Origin of the sequence: Rhizobium sp. CCGE531 (genome assembly GCF_003627795.1) — a bacterium.
Taxonomy (GTDB): Bacteria; Pseudomonadota; Alphaproteobacteria; order Rhizobiales; family Rhizobiaceae; genus Rhizobium.
On sequence record NZ_CP032687.1, the window covers coordinates 406,918 to 423,059 of the forward strand.

The 16,142-nt window shown below is 56.2% G+C and carries 12 protein-coding genes and 3 pseudogenes; 3 read left to right on the forward strand and 12 right to left on the reverse strand.

Going from position 1 to position 16,142, the window contains the following annotated elements:
* Positions 1–150: 150 nt before the first annotated feature.
* The 8 genes and pseudogenes from CCGE531_RS31790 to CCGE531_RS31825 form a co-directional block, all read right to left on the reverse strand.
* Positions 151–1,338, reverse strand: coding sequence for an IS91 family transposase (locus CCGE531_RS31790; RefSeq protein WP_120662594.1), 1,188 nt, complete (start codon positions 1,336–1,338; stop codon positions 151–153).
* Between the two features lie 5 nt (positions 1,339–1,343).
* A complete protein-coding gene (locus tag CCGE531_RS31795; RefSeq protein WP_120662595.1) occupies positions 1,344–2,207 on the reverse strand; it encodes a tyrosine-type recombinase/integrase in 864 nt (287 codons plus the stop codon).
* A gap of 103 nt (positions 2,208–2,310) precedes the next feature.
* Positions 2,311–3,093, reverse strand: a pseudogene (locus tag CCGE531_RS31800) (IS66 family transposase zinc-finger binding domain-containing protein); the annotation flags it as partial.
* 68 nt (positions 3,094–3,161) lie between these two features.
* A complete protein-coding gene (gene tnpB, locus CCGE531_RS31805; RefSeq protein WP_004129022.1) occupies positions 3,162–3,509 on the reverse strand; it encodes an IS66 family insertion sequence element accessory protein TnpB in 348 nt (115 codons plus the stop codon).
* Positions 3,506–3,883, reverse strand: coding sequence for a transposase (locus CCGE531_RS31810; protein WP_004126183.1), 378 nt, complete (start codon positions 3,881–3,883; stop codon positions 3,506–3,508). Before CCGE531_RS31810 ends, tnpB begins: the two co-directional genes overlap by 4 nt.
* Positions 3,884–4,305: 422 nt before the next feature.
* Positions 4,306–5,049, reverse strand: a complete 744-nt coding sequence (locus tag CCGE531_RS31815; protein WP_028755383.1) for an amino acid ABC transporter ATP-binding protein — start codon at positions 5,047–5,049, stop codon at positions 4,306–4,308.
* Positions 5,050–5,171: 122 nt separating this feature from the next.
* Complete coding sequence (locus tag CCGE531_RS31820; protein WP_120670893.1) at positions 5,172–6,146, reverse strand: amino acid ABC transporter permease; 975 nt, start codon at positions 6,144–6,146, stop codon at positions 5,172–5,174.
* Positions 6,147–6,202: 56 nt separating this feature from the next.
* Positions 6,203–7,039 carry a transporter substrate-binding domain-containing protein gene (locus CCGE531_RS31825; RefSeq protein ID WP_120670894.1) on the reverse strand — a complete coding sequence of 279 codons (837 nt, stop codon included), beginning with the start codon at positions 7,037–7,039 and terminating at the stop codon, positions 6,203–6,205.
* Positions 7,040–7,652: 613 nt separating this feature from the next.
* Here CCGE531_RS31825 and CCGE531_RS31830 point away from each other — a divergent pair.
* Positions 7,653–7,996 (forward strand): annotated as a pseudogene (locus CCGE531_RS31830) (glutamate dehydrogenase); the annotation flags it as partial.
* 166 nt (positions 7,997–8,162) lie between these two features.
* Here CCGE531_RS31830 and CCGE531_RS31835 read toward each other — a convergent pair.
* The 4 genes and pseudogenes from CCGE531_RS31835 to CCGE531_RS31850 form a co-directional block, all read right to left on the reverse strand.
* Positions 8,163–9,629 (reverse strand): annotated as a pseudogene (locus CCGE531_RS31835) (NAD-dependent succinate-semialdehyde dehydrogenase).
* 408 nt (positions 9,630–10,037) lie between these two features.
* Entirely contained in the window at positions 10,038–11,327 is a 1,290-nt protein-coding gene (gene gltA / locus CCGE531_RS31840) for a citrate synthase (protein ID WP_120670895.1), read from the reverse strand.
* 143 nt (positions 11,328–11,470) lie between these two features.
* The gene (locus CCGE531_RS31845; protein ID WP_015342020.1) at positions 11,471–11,650 is read right to left on the reverse strand and encodes a hypothetical protein; all 180 of its coding nucleotides are present in this window, start codon (positions 11,648–11,650) and stop codon (positions 11,471–11,473) included.
* A 63-nt stretch (positions 11,651–11,713) separates the two neighbouring features.
* Positions 11,714–13,306, reverse strand: coding sequence for an isocitrate lyase (locus tag CCGE531_RS31850; protein WP_120670896.1), 1,593 nt, complete (start codon positions 13,304–13,306; stop codon positions 11,714–11,716).
* 124 nt (positions 13,307–13,430) lie between these two features.
* On the opposite strand from CCGE531_RS31850, the gene CCGE531_RS31855 reads away from it, so the two are divergent.
* Complete coding sequence (locus CCGE531_RS31855; RefSeq protein ID WP_004122953.1) at positions 13,431–14,828, forward strand: helix-turn-helix transcriptional regulator; 1,398 nt, start codon at positions 13,431–13,433, stop codon at positions 14,826–14,828.
* Between the two features lie 291 nt (positions 14,829–15,119).
* On the forward strand, positions 15,120–16,016 hold the full coding sequence (locus CCGE531_RS31860; RefSeq protein ID WP_004122951.1) for an MFS transporter: 897 nt from the start codon (positions 15,120–15,122) through the stop codon (positions 16,014–16,016).
* Positions 16,017–16,142 lie beyond the last annotated feature (126 nt).

Here is a 16,142-nt window from a genome sequence, read left to right on the forward strand (position 1 = left end):
TTTCAGGAGCGGTTTGCCGTACGTTTCGGGGATCTATTTGCGAAATGGGTCGGTACCGGCGGTCTTTTGACCTGGCTAAGGTCAAGCGATATCGCACGCTGGAGATGCGCTGGGTCTGTGGTCGTATAACGTGGCGCGGATTGTCGGGCGTCATGATGTATCGCACCGGAAGGATGAAGGTCGGAGGGGCGCAACTGGTGCAACGTTGACGCCTGTCCTACGCATGGGGCGCCGGCAGTCGGGGCATTCGTAGGAGTGCGTTTGCTGCGATTTGGCTGAATGGGGTTGCCCGCCTGTTGGTGATGGCTGGCCGAGGAGGCTTCTGCAGAGACTGATACGATCCCGCCGATGACAATTGGCGAGAAAGCCGAAGTGGCGCATGCGGTGGAAACCATCCGGAATTACATGAAGGAGAAAGCGCCGAATGAACTCGTAGGGACGAAGGCGCATGATCTTGTCACGGTCGCGACCATTGCCACGATAATCCTTCCATCGGAAGGCGACGTGGTCGCCATCGGCATGAACGATACGGCTGTTTGCGATAGCGACACGATGGGTGTAGCGGCCGAGATAGGCAAGCACCTGGTCCGGCCCACCGAAGGGCGGCTTGGCATAGACGACCCATTCGATGCTGCGAGCGCGCGAGAGATGGCAGGTGAATGTGTTGTCGTCGTTGAGATGAGCGAGTTCGTTGACGAAGTGCAGCTCACCTTGGGCGAAAGCTTCAGCGAGGGCGGTCAGAAAGAGTCGCCGAAACAGGCGTGACAACACCCGAACGGGTAGAAAGAAGCCCGGTCGGCACGCGACCCACCTTGATCTGTCTGGTGAAAGACCGCCGCCCGGCACGAGACAATGGGCATGGGGATGGTGGGTCATCGCCTGGCCCCAAGTGTGAAGGACGGCGGTGACGCCGATCTCGGCGCCCAGCCATTTGGGGTTGGCCGCGATGGTCTGCAGCGTCTCGGCTGAGATCCGCATCAGCAATGCATAGACGACCGCCTTGTTCTGGAAGGCGATCTCGGCGACGCCACGCGGTAGCGTGAAGACCACATGGAAGTATGGGACTGGCAAGAGATCGGCGACGCGTGCGTCGACCCACTCCTTGCGAGCCGCGCCCTGACACTTCGGGCAGTGGCGGTTACGGCAGGAATTGTAAGAGATGCGGGTCTTGCCGCACTCGTCGCAGGCATCGACGTGACCCCCGAGCCTGGGTGTCCGGCAAGCTTCTATCGCGCCCATGACGCGTCGTTCGCCGCGGCCAAGATGACCGACGTTCTCCCACCTATAAGAGTCCCCATGTCGCCGGAAGATGTCGGCGACTTCGAAGGTCGGGCGCAACCGATTTACGATCCCGGCGGCGTCACCTCCAGCTGCAACAGATCAAGTGGGCTGGCTGTTGATCGGATCGTGTCGGTGGAAACCTGCGTATAGTGTGCCGTGCTCGACAGATGGGCATGGCCGAGCAGGACCTGGATGATCCGGATGTCAGTGCCATTCTCCAGTAGGTGAGTGGCAAAGGAATGCCGCAACGTATGAACGGTGACGCGTTTTGAAAGACCCGTTGCGGCAACCGCCGATCGGCAAGCGGCATTCAAGACTGTCGGTTCGATCGGTTTGTCGGCATCACGCCCTGGAAAAAGGAATGCCGTGGGGCGCGATAGACGCCAATAGCTGCGCAGGATGCCGAGCAGTTCTGTCGACAGCATAACGTATCGGGCTTTGGCGCCTTTACCATGGCGAACATGCATCACCATGCGGGAGCTGTCGACATCCTCGACCTTCAGTCCGCAGACCTCACCGACCCTGAGGCCAGCAGCATAAGCCGTAGTCAGCGCCACGCGCGCCTTCAGACTGGAGACGGCCTCAAGAAATTGCACCACTTCGTCCGCCGACAGAATAACAGGAAGTTTCCGTGGCTCGCGCGCGTACGGGATCCGCTCGGGGACATCGTCCTGACCCAGAGTGATCCCATAGAAAAACCGAAGAGCGCATACAATCTGGTTCAACGATGCCCAGGATATCCCGGTTGAGACGAGGTAAACCTGGAAGCTACGAATATCGTCAAGATCGAGCCGATCAGGCGATCGGGCGAAATAGCGGCTGAACTTCCGGACTGCACTGATGTAGGATCGTTGGGTCGCCGGGGACAAATTGCGGACCGTCATGTCCTCAATCATCCGGCGGCGAAGAGGGCTCATCTCAGCCATCGGGGCCTCCTGTCTGAAGGGTGGGTTGCAACACAACCATCCTCTCAGTCAGGGCGCTCTCGTCAAAGCCTGCCTCAAATCGCCGCGATCAGCGGCTTAGTTCAATCCGCTCGGCTGCAAAGGTGTGAGCCTCGATCCGCCTCAGGATTGGATCAAGGGCATGGCAACAAGAACCGATAGCATCGGCTGCCGTCGACAGGCTGATTGACACGCCCTCAAGCGCAAATCGTTCCACCTGACGATTAAGGGGAATGTGTTGGCCGAATTTGTCGTAGAGGATCATCGCCAGAAGGCTTGGACCTGCCCAGCCTCTGGGAATGACGTGGAATGGGGCCGGTGCCTGGCTGATCTTCTCGCAGTCGCGGCAGGTGAACTTCTCGCGCACCGTCTGAATGACTTTCCAGGAGCGTGGAATGCTCTCCATCGTCTCGGTGACATCTTCGCCCAGCTTGCGCAGCCGGTCACTACCGCAGCAGCTGCAGGCGACCGGACCGGGCACAACGACACGCTCGCGCGGCAGGTGATCGGGGAATGGCTTCTTAACGGGGCGTTTGCGTGTGAAGCCGGCGACAGCAATGGGGGCGGCCGCAGCAATGGCCATTTCAGCGGCAAGTTCATCCTCGGTGGCCGCCGCCTCGGCATCCTCGAGCATCAGCTCCATTTGAGCGATCAGCCTGGCAGTCCGCTCCGATTTTTGACCACGCAATTGCCTTTGCAGCTTTTCGATATGGACCTTCTGACGCAGAATGGTGGCTTGATCGTCCGCTTCCTTGGCTTTGGCGACGGCAAGTTCGGCTAAGGCAACGGCGCGCTCCGCACGCGCCACGACCAGCTCTGCTTCAAGTGCAGCGGCATAATCGGAGTGGTTTTCCAGGCCGTTTTCCATGTCCGGATCAAACCACAAAGCCACTGATTTGCATAGCTTTTCTTCAAGGTTCAAGCCGCAAAATGCACCTATCCGGCGCTCGTCGGACGCCATGTCTGTTGCGGATTTCGCCAGTCTATTCCCTCAAGAAGGTAGGACATCTGCCCGGCTGTAAGGGCAATGGCTCCGTCCACTGTCGCCGGCCAAATAAAGTGGCCTCGGTCGAGCCGTTTGGCATAAAGCGATAGTCCGACACCGTCATGCCATAGGGCCTTGATCAATCGACCATTTCTCCCGCGGAAAACAAAAACGTCGCCCTGGAACGGATTGCGGCCAAGCCCCTCTTGCACGATGAGAGCCAACCCCTGCATACCCTTGCGCATATCGCAGTGACCGCTGGCAATCCACACTCTGACGTTCGAACTGATCGGGATCATCGTCCCTCCAGCACATCAAGCACGCGCGACAACGTCGAGGCATCAAAGTCACGAGTGACCCGCACCGACCGGCCCCGGCCAACATGGATTTCGATCGCAGAAGACGCCGTCGCAGCCGGCATTCCCATTGCCGAGTCCGGCGCCTGTTGTACCTTCACCGGAACGAAGGCGCGCGGCTCTTCCGCTCTCTCTGCAACACCAAGCTCACGACGCCACCGATAAACCAGTGACCGATCAACGTCGTGACGTCGCGCAACCTCCGTCACCGTCATCTCGCCAGTCAGCGTCTCCGAAACGATCGATTCCTTGGAAGTTCGTGTGAACTTCCGGCGCCGCATACTGCCCGCCAAAATCTCAAGCTGATGGATAGACACGTCGTTATCCTCGTTGTTAGCAACGTGGCGATACCGCTCACCTCAGCAAAACATCGCTATCACCGTGACAAAGCAAGGCGGTCCTCGGCGTGGGGATACTGGACCTCTGGAACTCCGGACTTCCTGTGAAGGATCACCAAACATGTAACCGATCGCGCAAGTCTGTGGTTACGACGGCTTCGGTAATATTGTTGGGAGATATCGACAAGCATGGGTGACGGCTAGCTCGCCGGATGCGGTGCCGCTGCGACGGCACCAAGCTGCCGCACGCCTCCTTGCGAAGGCGTTAGACGATAATCAATTGCGTCTTCGAGAAGATATAGGTCGACGCACGCAAAGCCACATTCTCGATAGTTCGCCACGTTAATGACGTCTGGTGTCAGAAGTCTAACCAGACAAAGCCAAGCGTGAAATAACAGCTTTCAATGTGTCAAGATTTGGCTGAGGAACAGCTTTGTTCTGTCGTGCTTGGGGTTGCCAAAGAAGTCATCGGGGTTGCCCTCTTCGACAATTCGACCACAATCCATGAAAATTACCCGATCCGCGACGGCTCGGGCAAAACCCATCTCGTGGGTGACGCAAACCATGGTCATTCCCTCACGCGCCAGACTAGTCATAGTTTCTAGTACCTCCGAAACCATTTCAGGGTCGAGTGCTGAGGTAGGCTCATCAAATAACATCACTGCTGGTTCCATACACAGAGAACGGGCAATCGCGACGCGCTGCTGTTGTCCGCCTGATAATTGGGCTGGGTATTTGTTCGCTTGATCGGGGATGCGAACGCGCTCTAGGAACTTAAGAGCGATCTTTTTGGCCTCTGCCTCGGGCACGCCATTAATCCACATTGGACCGGCCATACAATTCATCAGCACGGTCATGTGGGGAAAGAGATTGAAGTGCTGGAACACCATACCGACATTCTTGCGAACTTCGGTGACGTTACGCATTCTGTTGTGCAACCTGATCCCGTTAATGGCAATCTCACCCTCCTGATGCGCCTCAAGTCGGTTGAAACATCGGATCAGTGTCGATTTTCCCGATCCGGAGGGGCCGCAGATGACGATGCGTTCGCTTTTGCTGACAGTAATATTGACATCAGTGAGTGCCCTGAAGGCGCCGTACCACTTGGAAACGTTCGTCGCTTCAATTATTTTTTCTGCGCTCATCGAGACCTGCTTCTGCTTCGAAGACTTGTGGGATGACGGCACATGCACTGGCGGCATGTTGTCAATCCCCTGCAAAGAGTTGCGCTCATCGGCCCCCTTCACTTCAAATGTATTGCTAAGGGTCATCGTACCATACTCCTCCCGAAATGGCGCTCGAGCCGTGATTGACCAATCTCGAGGCAGACAGACATTGTCCAATAGATGAGCGATGCTGCTATCAGCATCTCCATGTGATGAAACGTCGGCTGACCGATTGTGCGGGCAAGGAACGTCAATTCCCACACGCCGAGTACCGACACAAGCGAACTATCCTTTAGCATTGAGATGAACGTATTTCCCATCGGTGGAATGATGACAGGAAAAGCCTGCGGCAAGATGATCTTGCGCATGGTCAGACCGAAGCCAAAACCGATGGATCTTGACGCTTCCCATTGGCCCCGGTCGATACTCTGGATACCGGCGCGAAAGATCTCTGTCATATAGGCTCCCACACAGAGCGACAACGCCAAGATGCCCGAGGGAACGGCATTGAGCACAATCCCCAACTGAGGCAAACCGAGGTAAATCAGATAAATCTGCATGAGAAGGGGCAGACCCCGGAAAAAAGAGGTATAAAAACTGGCGGTGGCATATGCGAAGCCATTGCTTGAAAGCTTTGCGACCGCGGCGACAATCGCGATTAGCGAGGCAAAGAAAAGCGAGACCGCTGAAACATAGATCGTAGTCACCACCCCTTGGGAGATGAGGTAAGGCAAATTCTCCCATATGAAGGGCATGCTCAGATTGAATGATCTGAAAAAGGCGAGAAACAGCAGCAAGAGTTCCATCCATACGATGCCAATCTGCACCTGTAATGGAATAAATCCAACTACTACGATGTTGAGGCTAAATATGATCGCAAGTACGAAGGCGATCGCAAAACGCCCGTAAATTCCGCTTTGTAGCGGGTCGCCAATAACCGGCCGCATAAGTTCGCCGAAGGTCGTGCCCGCAAGGTTGAACGAAAGAAAAAATGCAAGCACTGCGACGAAGATCAGGGCGACGAACCAAGGCTTATGAACAAGCACCTCGGATTCAACTGTATCCCGATATAGCATGATAGACCCTTCAAGAAAATGGGCCCGGCCGAGCCGGGCCGCTAACGCGTGATGTCTTATTTTTGTTCGGAGTAGTCCACCCCGAACCACTTGATCGACATCTTGGAAAGGGTACCGTCATCTTTCATACTCTTGACGGCGGCCGCGATCTTGTCATTGAATTCGTCGTCGCCCTTCAAAATTGAGATTGCACCTGGCGCGTAGAAGAGGGTACCAAGCACCTTGATCGGATAGCCTGATTTTATTGCTTCACGGGCCACCGTATCATCACCGAGAACCGCATCTAAACGAACACCGTCGCCGAGACGAAGGTCGTCGAATGCGACGTTGCTGGATCCATACGTCTTCACTTGGCCTGGCGTAAATTGGTACTGCACCGGCTTGGCGTCAATCCAACTGGGATTGAAGTTGTGATTGGCGTAGGATTCCGCCACGTTGCCCGCTCCGACGCCGACAATCTTTCCGTCCAAATCCGAAAGCGTCGTCGCCTTGCTGTCTTTGTGAACAACGGCAACTTCTGGCGCCCACACGTAGACAGCTGGGAAGTTTAATTTTTCCGCACGCTCCTTGGTTGGCGTCATTTGACCCATAGAAAGATCCCAGCGACCCTCCCACTGGCCAGAGGTGATGAGATCCCAGGCAGGCGTAACAAACTTGACCTCCACCCCTAGGTACTTAGCAACTCCCTTAGCGATATCGACATCGTCACCATCAAGTTCGTGCTTGTCATTCATGCGCGACATCGGCCCCCAGTCCGTTCCGACCGCAACTGTCAGCGTCTTGGTTGCGCGTACGCGATCAAGTACCTCACCGGCATTTGCTTTGGCTAATGGAATTGCCGAAGCAACCGCGACCGACGACGCCGCTGTCAACATTTTTAAAAATTTGTTCATCCGATATTCCCCTTTGTTAGTGCTTCTTGATTGTCGGCGCGGCTCATCGCGGCGCACCTCGGCTCAGCTTGTGCGTCCCGATCGGTATCCCAGGCTGCTGCCCCGTTTTCGAAGCGTATCGTGTGGTAAATCGAAATGCAACATTTGTTTTAAGTATGTCTGTTCGACCCGAATGTATCGCCGTGAGTTATTGGCTTAATAACGCTGCGGTATCCGTGTTGTGTAGCCGCTTGGCCCGGACCGAAGGGGGCGCGGGTGTCGTCACTTCTTGGAACTAAGTGTAATCGGTCGTCAAAGCGGACGGCCCGGAAGGCCTGATCAGTGGCCACGCCATTTACATTTAAACTTGCCAGGGTGCGGTGTCGCAACCTCGATTGGGGAGCGACATCCAATGGATGGCTCGTGCGCTGGCGCATCAGATGCAGCCCAATGATCTTGAAAGCGATGTTACACCTGATCCATATATCGCAAACTAAGACACTCGTTGCATTAGTGGTCATATTGCGTTAGGCATTGGTTCCGGCTCGTAGGGTCCTTGGGAGTGTGCCCCTACTTACCGGTCCGCCAGACTTGTGCCGTGTTGTTAATGGAAGGATGTTCGCAACAAAGAAGCGGCCTGATCGTCAGCTACTTCGAATGGGTGAAGAATCTCACGCATATCCCTTCGGCTTCGGCTTGATGGAGCGCCGCCGGCGCGAGCGGCGCAACCAGACCATCGCACCGGCCCTCGAATGCATGACCGGTAAGGAGTTCCCTGCCGACATCCGTGACGAGTTCCTCGAAGGCGGCGCGGAAATCGATCTCGTTCGTTCCGGACTGGAAGACGTGATGCGAAGCACCTGGGGGCGCATTGCTGACCTGATGGAGCAGCAACCGGAACTCGGTGACTACCGAACCGCCGCCTATGTCGCGTCAATCCGACAGATCGCCGATGCCTATGAAGCGATAGGTATCTGATCGGCGACACGTACGAAAAGGGCTTCGTTTAGGGGATCAGTCGCTTGAGCTTTGAATTCGCCTCCCAAGCGACTTGGCTGCCGCCGAACAAGTTTCGACGGCAGCCTCTTTTTTGCGAGAGAGACTGGTATCAACAGCGTCAAATCGCGGGAGGTCTTAATCCGCGTCAGAGGCCACCCAGGCAAAGGTACTTCATTTCAAGATAGTCCTCGAGGCCGTGGCGGGAGCCTTCACGTCCAATGCCTGACTGCTTGATCCCTCCAAAGGGTGCAGCCTCCGACGACATGCGGCCGGTGTTAATGCCGACCATCCCGTATTCCAGCGCCTCGGCCACACGCCAGACCCGCCTGAGGTTCGAAGCATAGAAATAGGCGGCGAGGCCGTAGATCGTATCGTTAGCGTATCGCACGACTTGCTCCGGGTCGTCGAAACGGATGATTGGTGCCAGAGGACCGAAAGTCTCTTCCTGGGCGATGCGCATTGAGCTGACGACATTTGTAATCACGGTCGGCTCAAAAAATGTTCCGGACGTGCCGATGCGCCGCCCACCACATCGCACTATTGCCCCGTTTTTGACAGCGTCATCGACATGCGCTTCGATCTTTGTCAGAGCATGATTGTCGATCAGAGGCCCGATCGCGGTGTCCTGTTCAAAGCCGTCGCCAACGCGAAGTCTTCGCGCGTGCGCGGTGAACTTTTCAGCAAATTCGTCATAGACGCGTTTTTGGACGTACAGCCGATTGGCGGACACGCAGGTCTGCCCAGCATTGCGAAACTTGGCTCGGATCGCGCCGTCAACGGCGGCGTCGATATCAGCATCGTCGAAGACGATGAAAGGGGCGTTCCCGCCGAGTTCGAAGCTGATGCGCTTGATTTGGTCGGAGCACTAGCGCATCAGTAATCGGCCGACTTCGTTCGACCCTGTGAAACTGATCTTTCGCACCTTTGGGTTTGAACACAATTCACGACCGATAGCGTCACCCTCTGACGCATAGACGAAATTGAGAACGCCCTCCGGGAAACCAGCTGCACGCGCGAGGGCGAACATGGCCCCGGCAACGAGGGGCGTTTGCTCAGCGGGCTTCAAGACAACGGTACAGCCAGCGGCAAACGCCGGCGAAATCTTGCGCGCTACCATCGAGGCCGGAAAGTTCCAAGGGGTAATGGCCCCGACAACACCGATTGGTTGCTTGATCACCAGCATACGCCTGTCATTGGAGGGCGCTGAAATGGTCTCGCCGTAAATGCGGTTGGCCTCTTCGGCGTACCATTAGAGATATGCCGCCGCGTACAAGACTTCCGATTTCGCCTCTCCCAGCGGCTTTCCCATCTCAGCCGTCAAGATCACGGCAAGATCGTCGCTATGTTCGAGGATCAGCCGGTGCCACTTCCACAGGATGTCCGAGCGCGCCCGGGCGGTGAGCCCAGCCCAAGGCGCTTGGGCAGCATGCGCCTTGTCAATGGCTGCGGAAACCTCTTCGGCACTCATGTCCGGCACCTCGGCCAGCAGATCGGACGGGTTAAAGACCGCAAAGCGCTTCATAGATGTAGCCGTGTGCGTGCTAGGCTCGGATAGGTCGAGGAATTGCTCCGGATTTTTTAGATGCCTCGTTAACGCAGCAGTGAGCGTCATTCCCGTTCTTCCTGTTCCGATCGTCAACGTCTACAGCTTTGTTCATCTGAACGTTTATGCTGAACGGGGACGCCGGAGCAATGTTGTTCCTGATCGTTGCGGTGAAGGCGGCGCGCAGCTTGACTGAGAGCGATCAAGGTCTCGATTTCACTTTTGCACCTTTCGCCAACGCCTTCCACCGCCAGCAGGGGTAGGGGGTCTAGAGGGGGGCGGCATAGATACGTTTGACGTCCGCGAAGTCGCTGAGTTCAACGAGCAGAACGGTCGCTTTCAACGTCTTCGCATGCTCGCGCTAGGCCTTCGCAAGGGAAGCAAGATTCGTCAAGCACCACTGTTCGGTCGCCATTGCATTCAACCCTGCGAGATCGCAGCTGAGCAGCCGGGTATTCGTTTCATCACGGATGTCGCTCAGCGCTTTGAAAGCGGAACGTATTCGCGCAGCGGTGCGCCGGTATAGAGCTGGCGCGGGCGGCCGATACGCTGATCCGGATCTTCGATCATCTCGTTCCACTGGGCAATCCAGCCGACGGTGCGGCCGAGCGCAAATAGTACCGTGAACATGGTCGTGGGGAAGCCGAGCGCCTTCAGCGTGATGCCGGAATAGAAGTCGACATTCGGGTAAAGCTTCTTCTCGATGAAATAGTCATCGGTCAGCGCGATACGCTCCAGTTCGATCGCGATGTCGAGCAGCGGATCGTCCTTGATGCCGAGTTCGCCGAGGACCTCGTGCGCCGTCTTCTGCATGATCTTGGCGCGCGGATCGTAGTTCTTGTAAACGCGATGACCGAAGCCCATCAATCGGAACGGATCGTTCTTGTCCTTGGCGCGGGCGATATATTCCGGAATGCGGTCGACCGTGCCGATTTCCGTCAGCATGTTGAGCGCAGCTTCGTTGGCGCCGCCATGGGCCGGGCCCCAGAGGCATGCGATGCCGGCGGCGATGCAAGCAAAGGGATTGGCGCCGGAAGAGCCGGCGAGGCGAACCGTCGAGGTCGATGCGTTCTGTTCATGATCCGCGTGCAGGATGAAGATGCGGTCCATGGCGCGGGCAAGCACCGGATTGACGACATATTCCTCGCAGGGCACGGCAAAGCACATGCGCAGGAAATTCGACGCATAGTCGAGATCGTTCTTCGGGTAAACGAAGGGCTGGCCGATATGGTACTTGTAGGCCATGGCGGCAAGCGTCGGCATCTTGGCGATCATACGAAGGCTTGCGACCATGCGCTGGTGCGGATCGGTGATGTCGGTGGAGTCGTGATAGAAGGCCGACAGAGCGCCGACGCAGCCGCACATGACGGCCATCGGATGCGCATCGCGGCGGAAACCGGTGAAGAAGCGGGACATTTGTTCATGCACCATGGTGTGGTGCACGACCCGATAGTCGAAGTCCTTCTTCTGGGCTGCGGTCGGCAATTCGCCGTAGAGCAGCAGGTAACAGACTTCGAGGAAGTCGCCGTGCTCGGCAAGCTGTTCGATCGGATAACCGCGATGCAGCAGAACGCCTTCGTCGCCATCAATAAAGGTGATGCTGGACTCGCACGACGCAGTCGAAGTGAAGCCAGGATCATAGGTGAACATCTTCGTCTGCTCGTAGAGGGATCCAATGCCGAGGACGTTCGGACCGATCGTGCTTGATCGAAGTTTCAATTCGGCACTATGGCCGTCGACTAAGACACAAGCATTGTTGTTATCCATGATATTTTTCCTCAGGGCTCGCTAGCTGGGAACTAACAGCTGCCGAATGAACTGATCTGTGTTCTAATTGTCTTCCCGCAGAGGGGGTTCGGAACGAAACTCTTCGAGCGCAATTGCGACGCGCGATTACAAGAGCTGCGATCTTAAGATATCCGGCCGAGCCGGTGATGCAGGTTTGAGTATTTTACTGCCACTGGCTCGTTTTTCACCACGTGCAGATAGTGGGCGACAGCTACCCGGATGAGCTCAAAGTCCTCTTGCGAAAAGACAGCCCGCGGTCGCTCCAGCAAGATGGGTTTCTTTTTCTCTTCATCGTTCGACATTACTTCCTCCGGTAAGGTAAAGGACGCAGGCCTGCTGCAGGTCCCTTGCAAGGTAGGTCTGCATCAGGCCGCAAACTGGTTCATCGTGTTATTGGCTCCGCCGGCCTTAAGCGCCGCCTCGCCGGCAAAATACTCTTTGTGATCGTCGCCAATGTCAGAACCAGCCATGTTCTGGTGCTTCGCGCAGGCAATGCCCTGGCGGATTTCCTTTCGCTGGACGTTGGCGACGTAACCGAGCATGCCCTGCGCGCCGAAATATTCTTTGGCGAGATTGTCCGTCGAGAGCGCCGTGGTGTGATAGGTCGGCAGCGTAATCAGGTGATGGAAAATGCCGGCGCGTTTGGAGGCGTCATGCTGGAAGGCCCTGATTTTTTCGTCGGCTTCCCGCGCCAAATCGCTGTCGTCATATTGTTCGCTCATCAGCTTGGCCCTGTCGAACCCAGAGACGTCCCTTCCTTCGCTCTGCCAACCATCAAAAACCTGCTGCCGGAAATTCAGCGTCCAGTTAAAAGAGGGCGAGTTGTTATAGACCAGCTTGGCATTGGGGATCACCTGCCGGATGCGGTCCATCATGCTCGCGATCTGTTCGACATGAGGCTTTTCGGTCTCGATCCACAGCAAGTCGGCGCCATTGTTAAGCGCATTGATGCAGTCAATCACGCAGCGGTCGGCGCCTGTGCCTTCACGAAACTGATAAAGGTTGGAACGCAGCCGCTTCGGCCGCAAGAGCTTCGAGCCGCGCGTGATCAACACGTCGCCGTTGGAGGGTGGCTGGCCGGTGACATCGTCGCAATCCAGGAAGCCGTTGTACTGGTCGCCGATGTCGCCTTCGCTGACGCTGAAGGCGATCTGCTTGGTAAGGCCTGCGCCGAGTGAATCGGTGCGAGCCACGATGATGCCGTCGTCGATGCCGAGCTCGAGAAACGCGTAGCGGCATGCGCGGATCTTGGCGACGAATTCCTCGTGCGGAATGGTCACCTTTCCGTCCTGATGGCCGCACTGCTTTTCATCGGAGACCTGGTTCTCGATCTGCAGCGCGCAGGCGCCGGCTTCAATCAACTTTTTCGCCAGCAGGTAGGTTGCTTCGGCATTTCCGAAACCTGCATCAATATCAGCAATGATGGGAATGACGTGGGTCTGATGATTGTCGACCGCCTGAACCAGCTGCTGTTCCCGCGCTTGGTCACCCTCCACCCGGGCTTTGTCGATTTCCCTGAACAACATGCCGAGTTCGCGTGAATCTGCCTGGCGCAAGAAGGTGTAGATCTCCTCGACAAGGGCCGGCACGCTCGTTTTTTCATGCATGGACTGGTCGGGGAGCGGACCGAACTGCGACCGCAGTGCCGCAACCATCCAACCTGAGAGATAGATGTAACGGCGTTCCGTCGTGCCGAAGTGCTTTTTCAGCGAGATGACTTTCTGTTGGGCAATAAACCCATGCCAGCATCCGAGCGACTGCGTATATTTGCTCGGGTCTTGATCATAGGCGCCCATGTCCCGACGCATGATCGCAGCGGTATAGCGCGCAATGTCTAGACCGGTTCTGAATCTGTTCTGAAGGCGCATGCGAGCGACAGCTTCGGCAGTGAGGCCGGACCATGCGTGGTTTTCGACAATCAAGGTTTTGGCTCCTTCAACACTATCTGAATACGACATTTACTCCTCCAAGGGTCGGCCAGTTGTGTGCACTGCAATAGCGGGTCGCCGTTTTCTTTTCAGCCGGTGCCTTTGTGATGTTGTCAAACTTTACAAGGATATTTTGTAATGCTGTAATCGGTGTATGGAAAAACTCTGCGTTTATCTCGGTCCGCGACTTCGACGCTTGCGGAAAAATCTTGGCCTCACTCAAGCCGACATGGCATCTGACCTCGATGTCTCCCCTTCTTATGTCGCGCTCATGGAGGGGAATCAGCGACCAGTTACGGCCGAGATTCTTCTGCGACTTGCGAAGATCTACAAGCTCGACATGTCGCTCTTTGCCGACGACGGCACGCCCGAAATCCTTGCGCGACTACAATCGACCATGAAGGATCCAATATTCAGTGGCATAGAGATATCACCGCTCGAAGTCGCAGACGTGCTCAGCAGCTTTCCGGGGTTTGCAGAAGCGATGCTGCGGCTCTACACCTCGTACAAGGAGGAACAGATTGTTCTTGCCGATCAACGACAGGCCGCCCTCGACGGAGGGATCGATGAAGGAGCAGATCCTGTTGCGGGCGTGCGACGGTTCCTCGCAGCTCGACGTAATTGCTTTCCTGGCCTTGATGTTGCGGCAGAAAAGTTGGCGGCGGCGGTGAAGGAGGCTGGCGGGCTTCCATTCTATCTTATGCAACGTCACAATCTTCGAGTGAGACGATTACCAACGGAGATCATGTCAGGATCGGTCCGCCGACTGGACCGACACAGGCATGAGGTTCTACTTGACGACTGCTTGGATCTGGCAAGCCAAAACTTTCAACTTGCACAGCAACTCGCCTATCTTGAATCCGAGGGCGATATTCAAAAGTTCGTTCAAGAAGGCAATCTTGCGACAGAGAGTGGGCGACGATTAGCGTACCGGGCGCTCGCAGGCTACTTTGCAGCAGCCGTTGTCATGCCCTACACGCAATTTGCCAAAGCGGTTGAAGCGCGCCGCTATGATGTCGAAGCGCTCTCGCGTCAATTTGGCACCAGTTTCGAACAGACGGCACATCGGCTGACCACACTGCAGAAGCCCGGACAAGAGCGGATCCCCTTCTTCTTTATCCGTGTGGATTCTGCAGGCAACGTGTCCAAGCGCCTCGACAGCGCAAATTTTCCCTTCGCACGACATGGCGGTGGTTGCCCCCTTTGGACGTTGCACCAGGTTTTTACAACGCCGAGGACGGTGGTAACGCAGTGGCTAGAGTTGCCGGATGGCCAACTATTTTTTTCGATCGCTCGAACCGTAAGTTCCGGGGGAGGTGCCTTTGGACTTCCGCGCGTCGATCGGGCCGTGGCGCTGGTTTGCGAAGCCAGCCACGTCGAACGTCTGGTCTATCATAAGGACAACACGTCCGTTGTGCCAACGCCCATCGGCATTACCTGTCGTCTTTGCCAACGCGATAGCTGCACATCCCGGTCGGAACCGCCAATCGGCCGACAGATCTTGCCTGATCACTACCGGCGCACGGACGCGCCATTTGGGTTTTCCGACTGAGGATGAGGGCCGCAGGAGGTGCGCCCTCGTGTTGTATCGGCGCCAAGGTGGAACGAATTCGGATCGGCTCCGCCGTTCAATCCGGGATCGTGGCATGTCACTCCTAAAGTGACGCTCTCTTAGTCAAAAAGCTTCCCGCCAAAGGGCGTCAACCTGTCTATTAATGCAGGTTTCCTGCTTCATCAACGTTGTCGGCGCCGCTGAACAAATCCTACGTTTCGCGCCATCTGGCCCGCCAATCAGTTCTCCAGTCTCGGCCGGCTAATGTAAGCGGTTGCGATCAGTTGGCTGATGGCGACCCTTTCGACCTCGGATGTGATGGTCGCATTGGTCCAGGCGTCTTCAACGTCACCTGCATTCATTCTGGCCATTTTCGTCGGGGCGATCGCTGACAACTTTAGCCGACGTAAGGTGATGATCATTGGCCGAAGCCTTATGATGACCGCATCCGCCATGCTCACGCTTTCCGTTGCTTTCGACGAAACTGATCCGTGGATCATTCTCGGTTTCAGTTTTCAGGCTGGCTGCGGCATTGCTCTCCACGATCCCGCCTGGCAGGCATCGGTCGGGGATATCGTCGAACGGCCCCACCTGCCGGGTGCAGTCACGCTTATTTCTGTCGGGTTCAATACTGTTCGCAGTGTCGGTCCCGCACTGGGAGGGATCGTCGTTGCCTCAGCGAGGCCCCTCTCTGCCTTTGCGATTGCAACATTTGGTTTTGCAGTTCCGCTGATCACCTTGTGGCAAAATAAATGGAAAACGCTTTCCTCATCCTTGCCGCGTGAGGCGATGTTTACAGCTATCTGTGATGGCTTGCGCTTCACCGCTATGTCCTCAGAAATCAAGGGAACGGTTGCACAGAGCCACTCGCTTTCGGTCGCATTTGGCTGCTCCACGGGCTGGCTGAGTGCCCGGCCGAAATCAAGTGGATCGATACCTAAAGGAACTGGAAGCTTTGAAAACGCCCAAGGCAGGAACCATAAACATGATGACCCAAGATCAAGAAATTGCCGTGCATCGCGTCGCCGAGGTTATGCGCGGTTCCAATTCGGCTGTGGGAGGCCTTGGCCGCTGGCCCGAAGGCTGTCGCCGCAGCTCAGCGTGGTTTGCAAAAAGCGCCGGCGTCTCCCATCATCCCCCAGCTCGACTTCAGCTGTTTGCAAGACATCGGTTCGCATCGGCAAATAGGTATGGTAAATCAATCAGTGGTAGAGCTTCGTGCTACAGCTATTTCAAAGTGACCGTTGCAATATCAAAATTGAAATTCTACTATGGCTTAGGCGAATTTTCCTTTCATTCGCCAAAGTGGCTGCA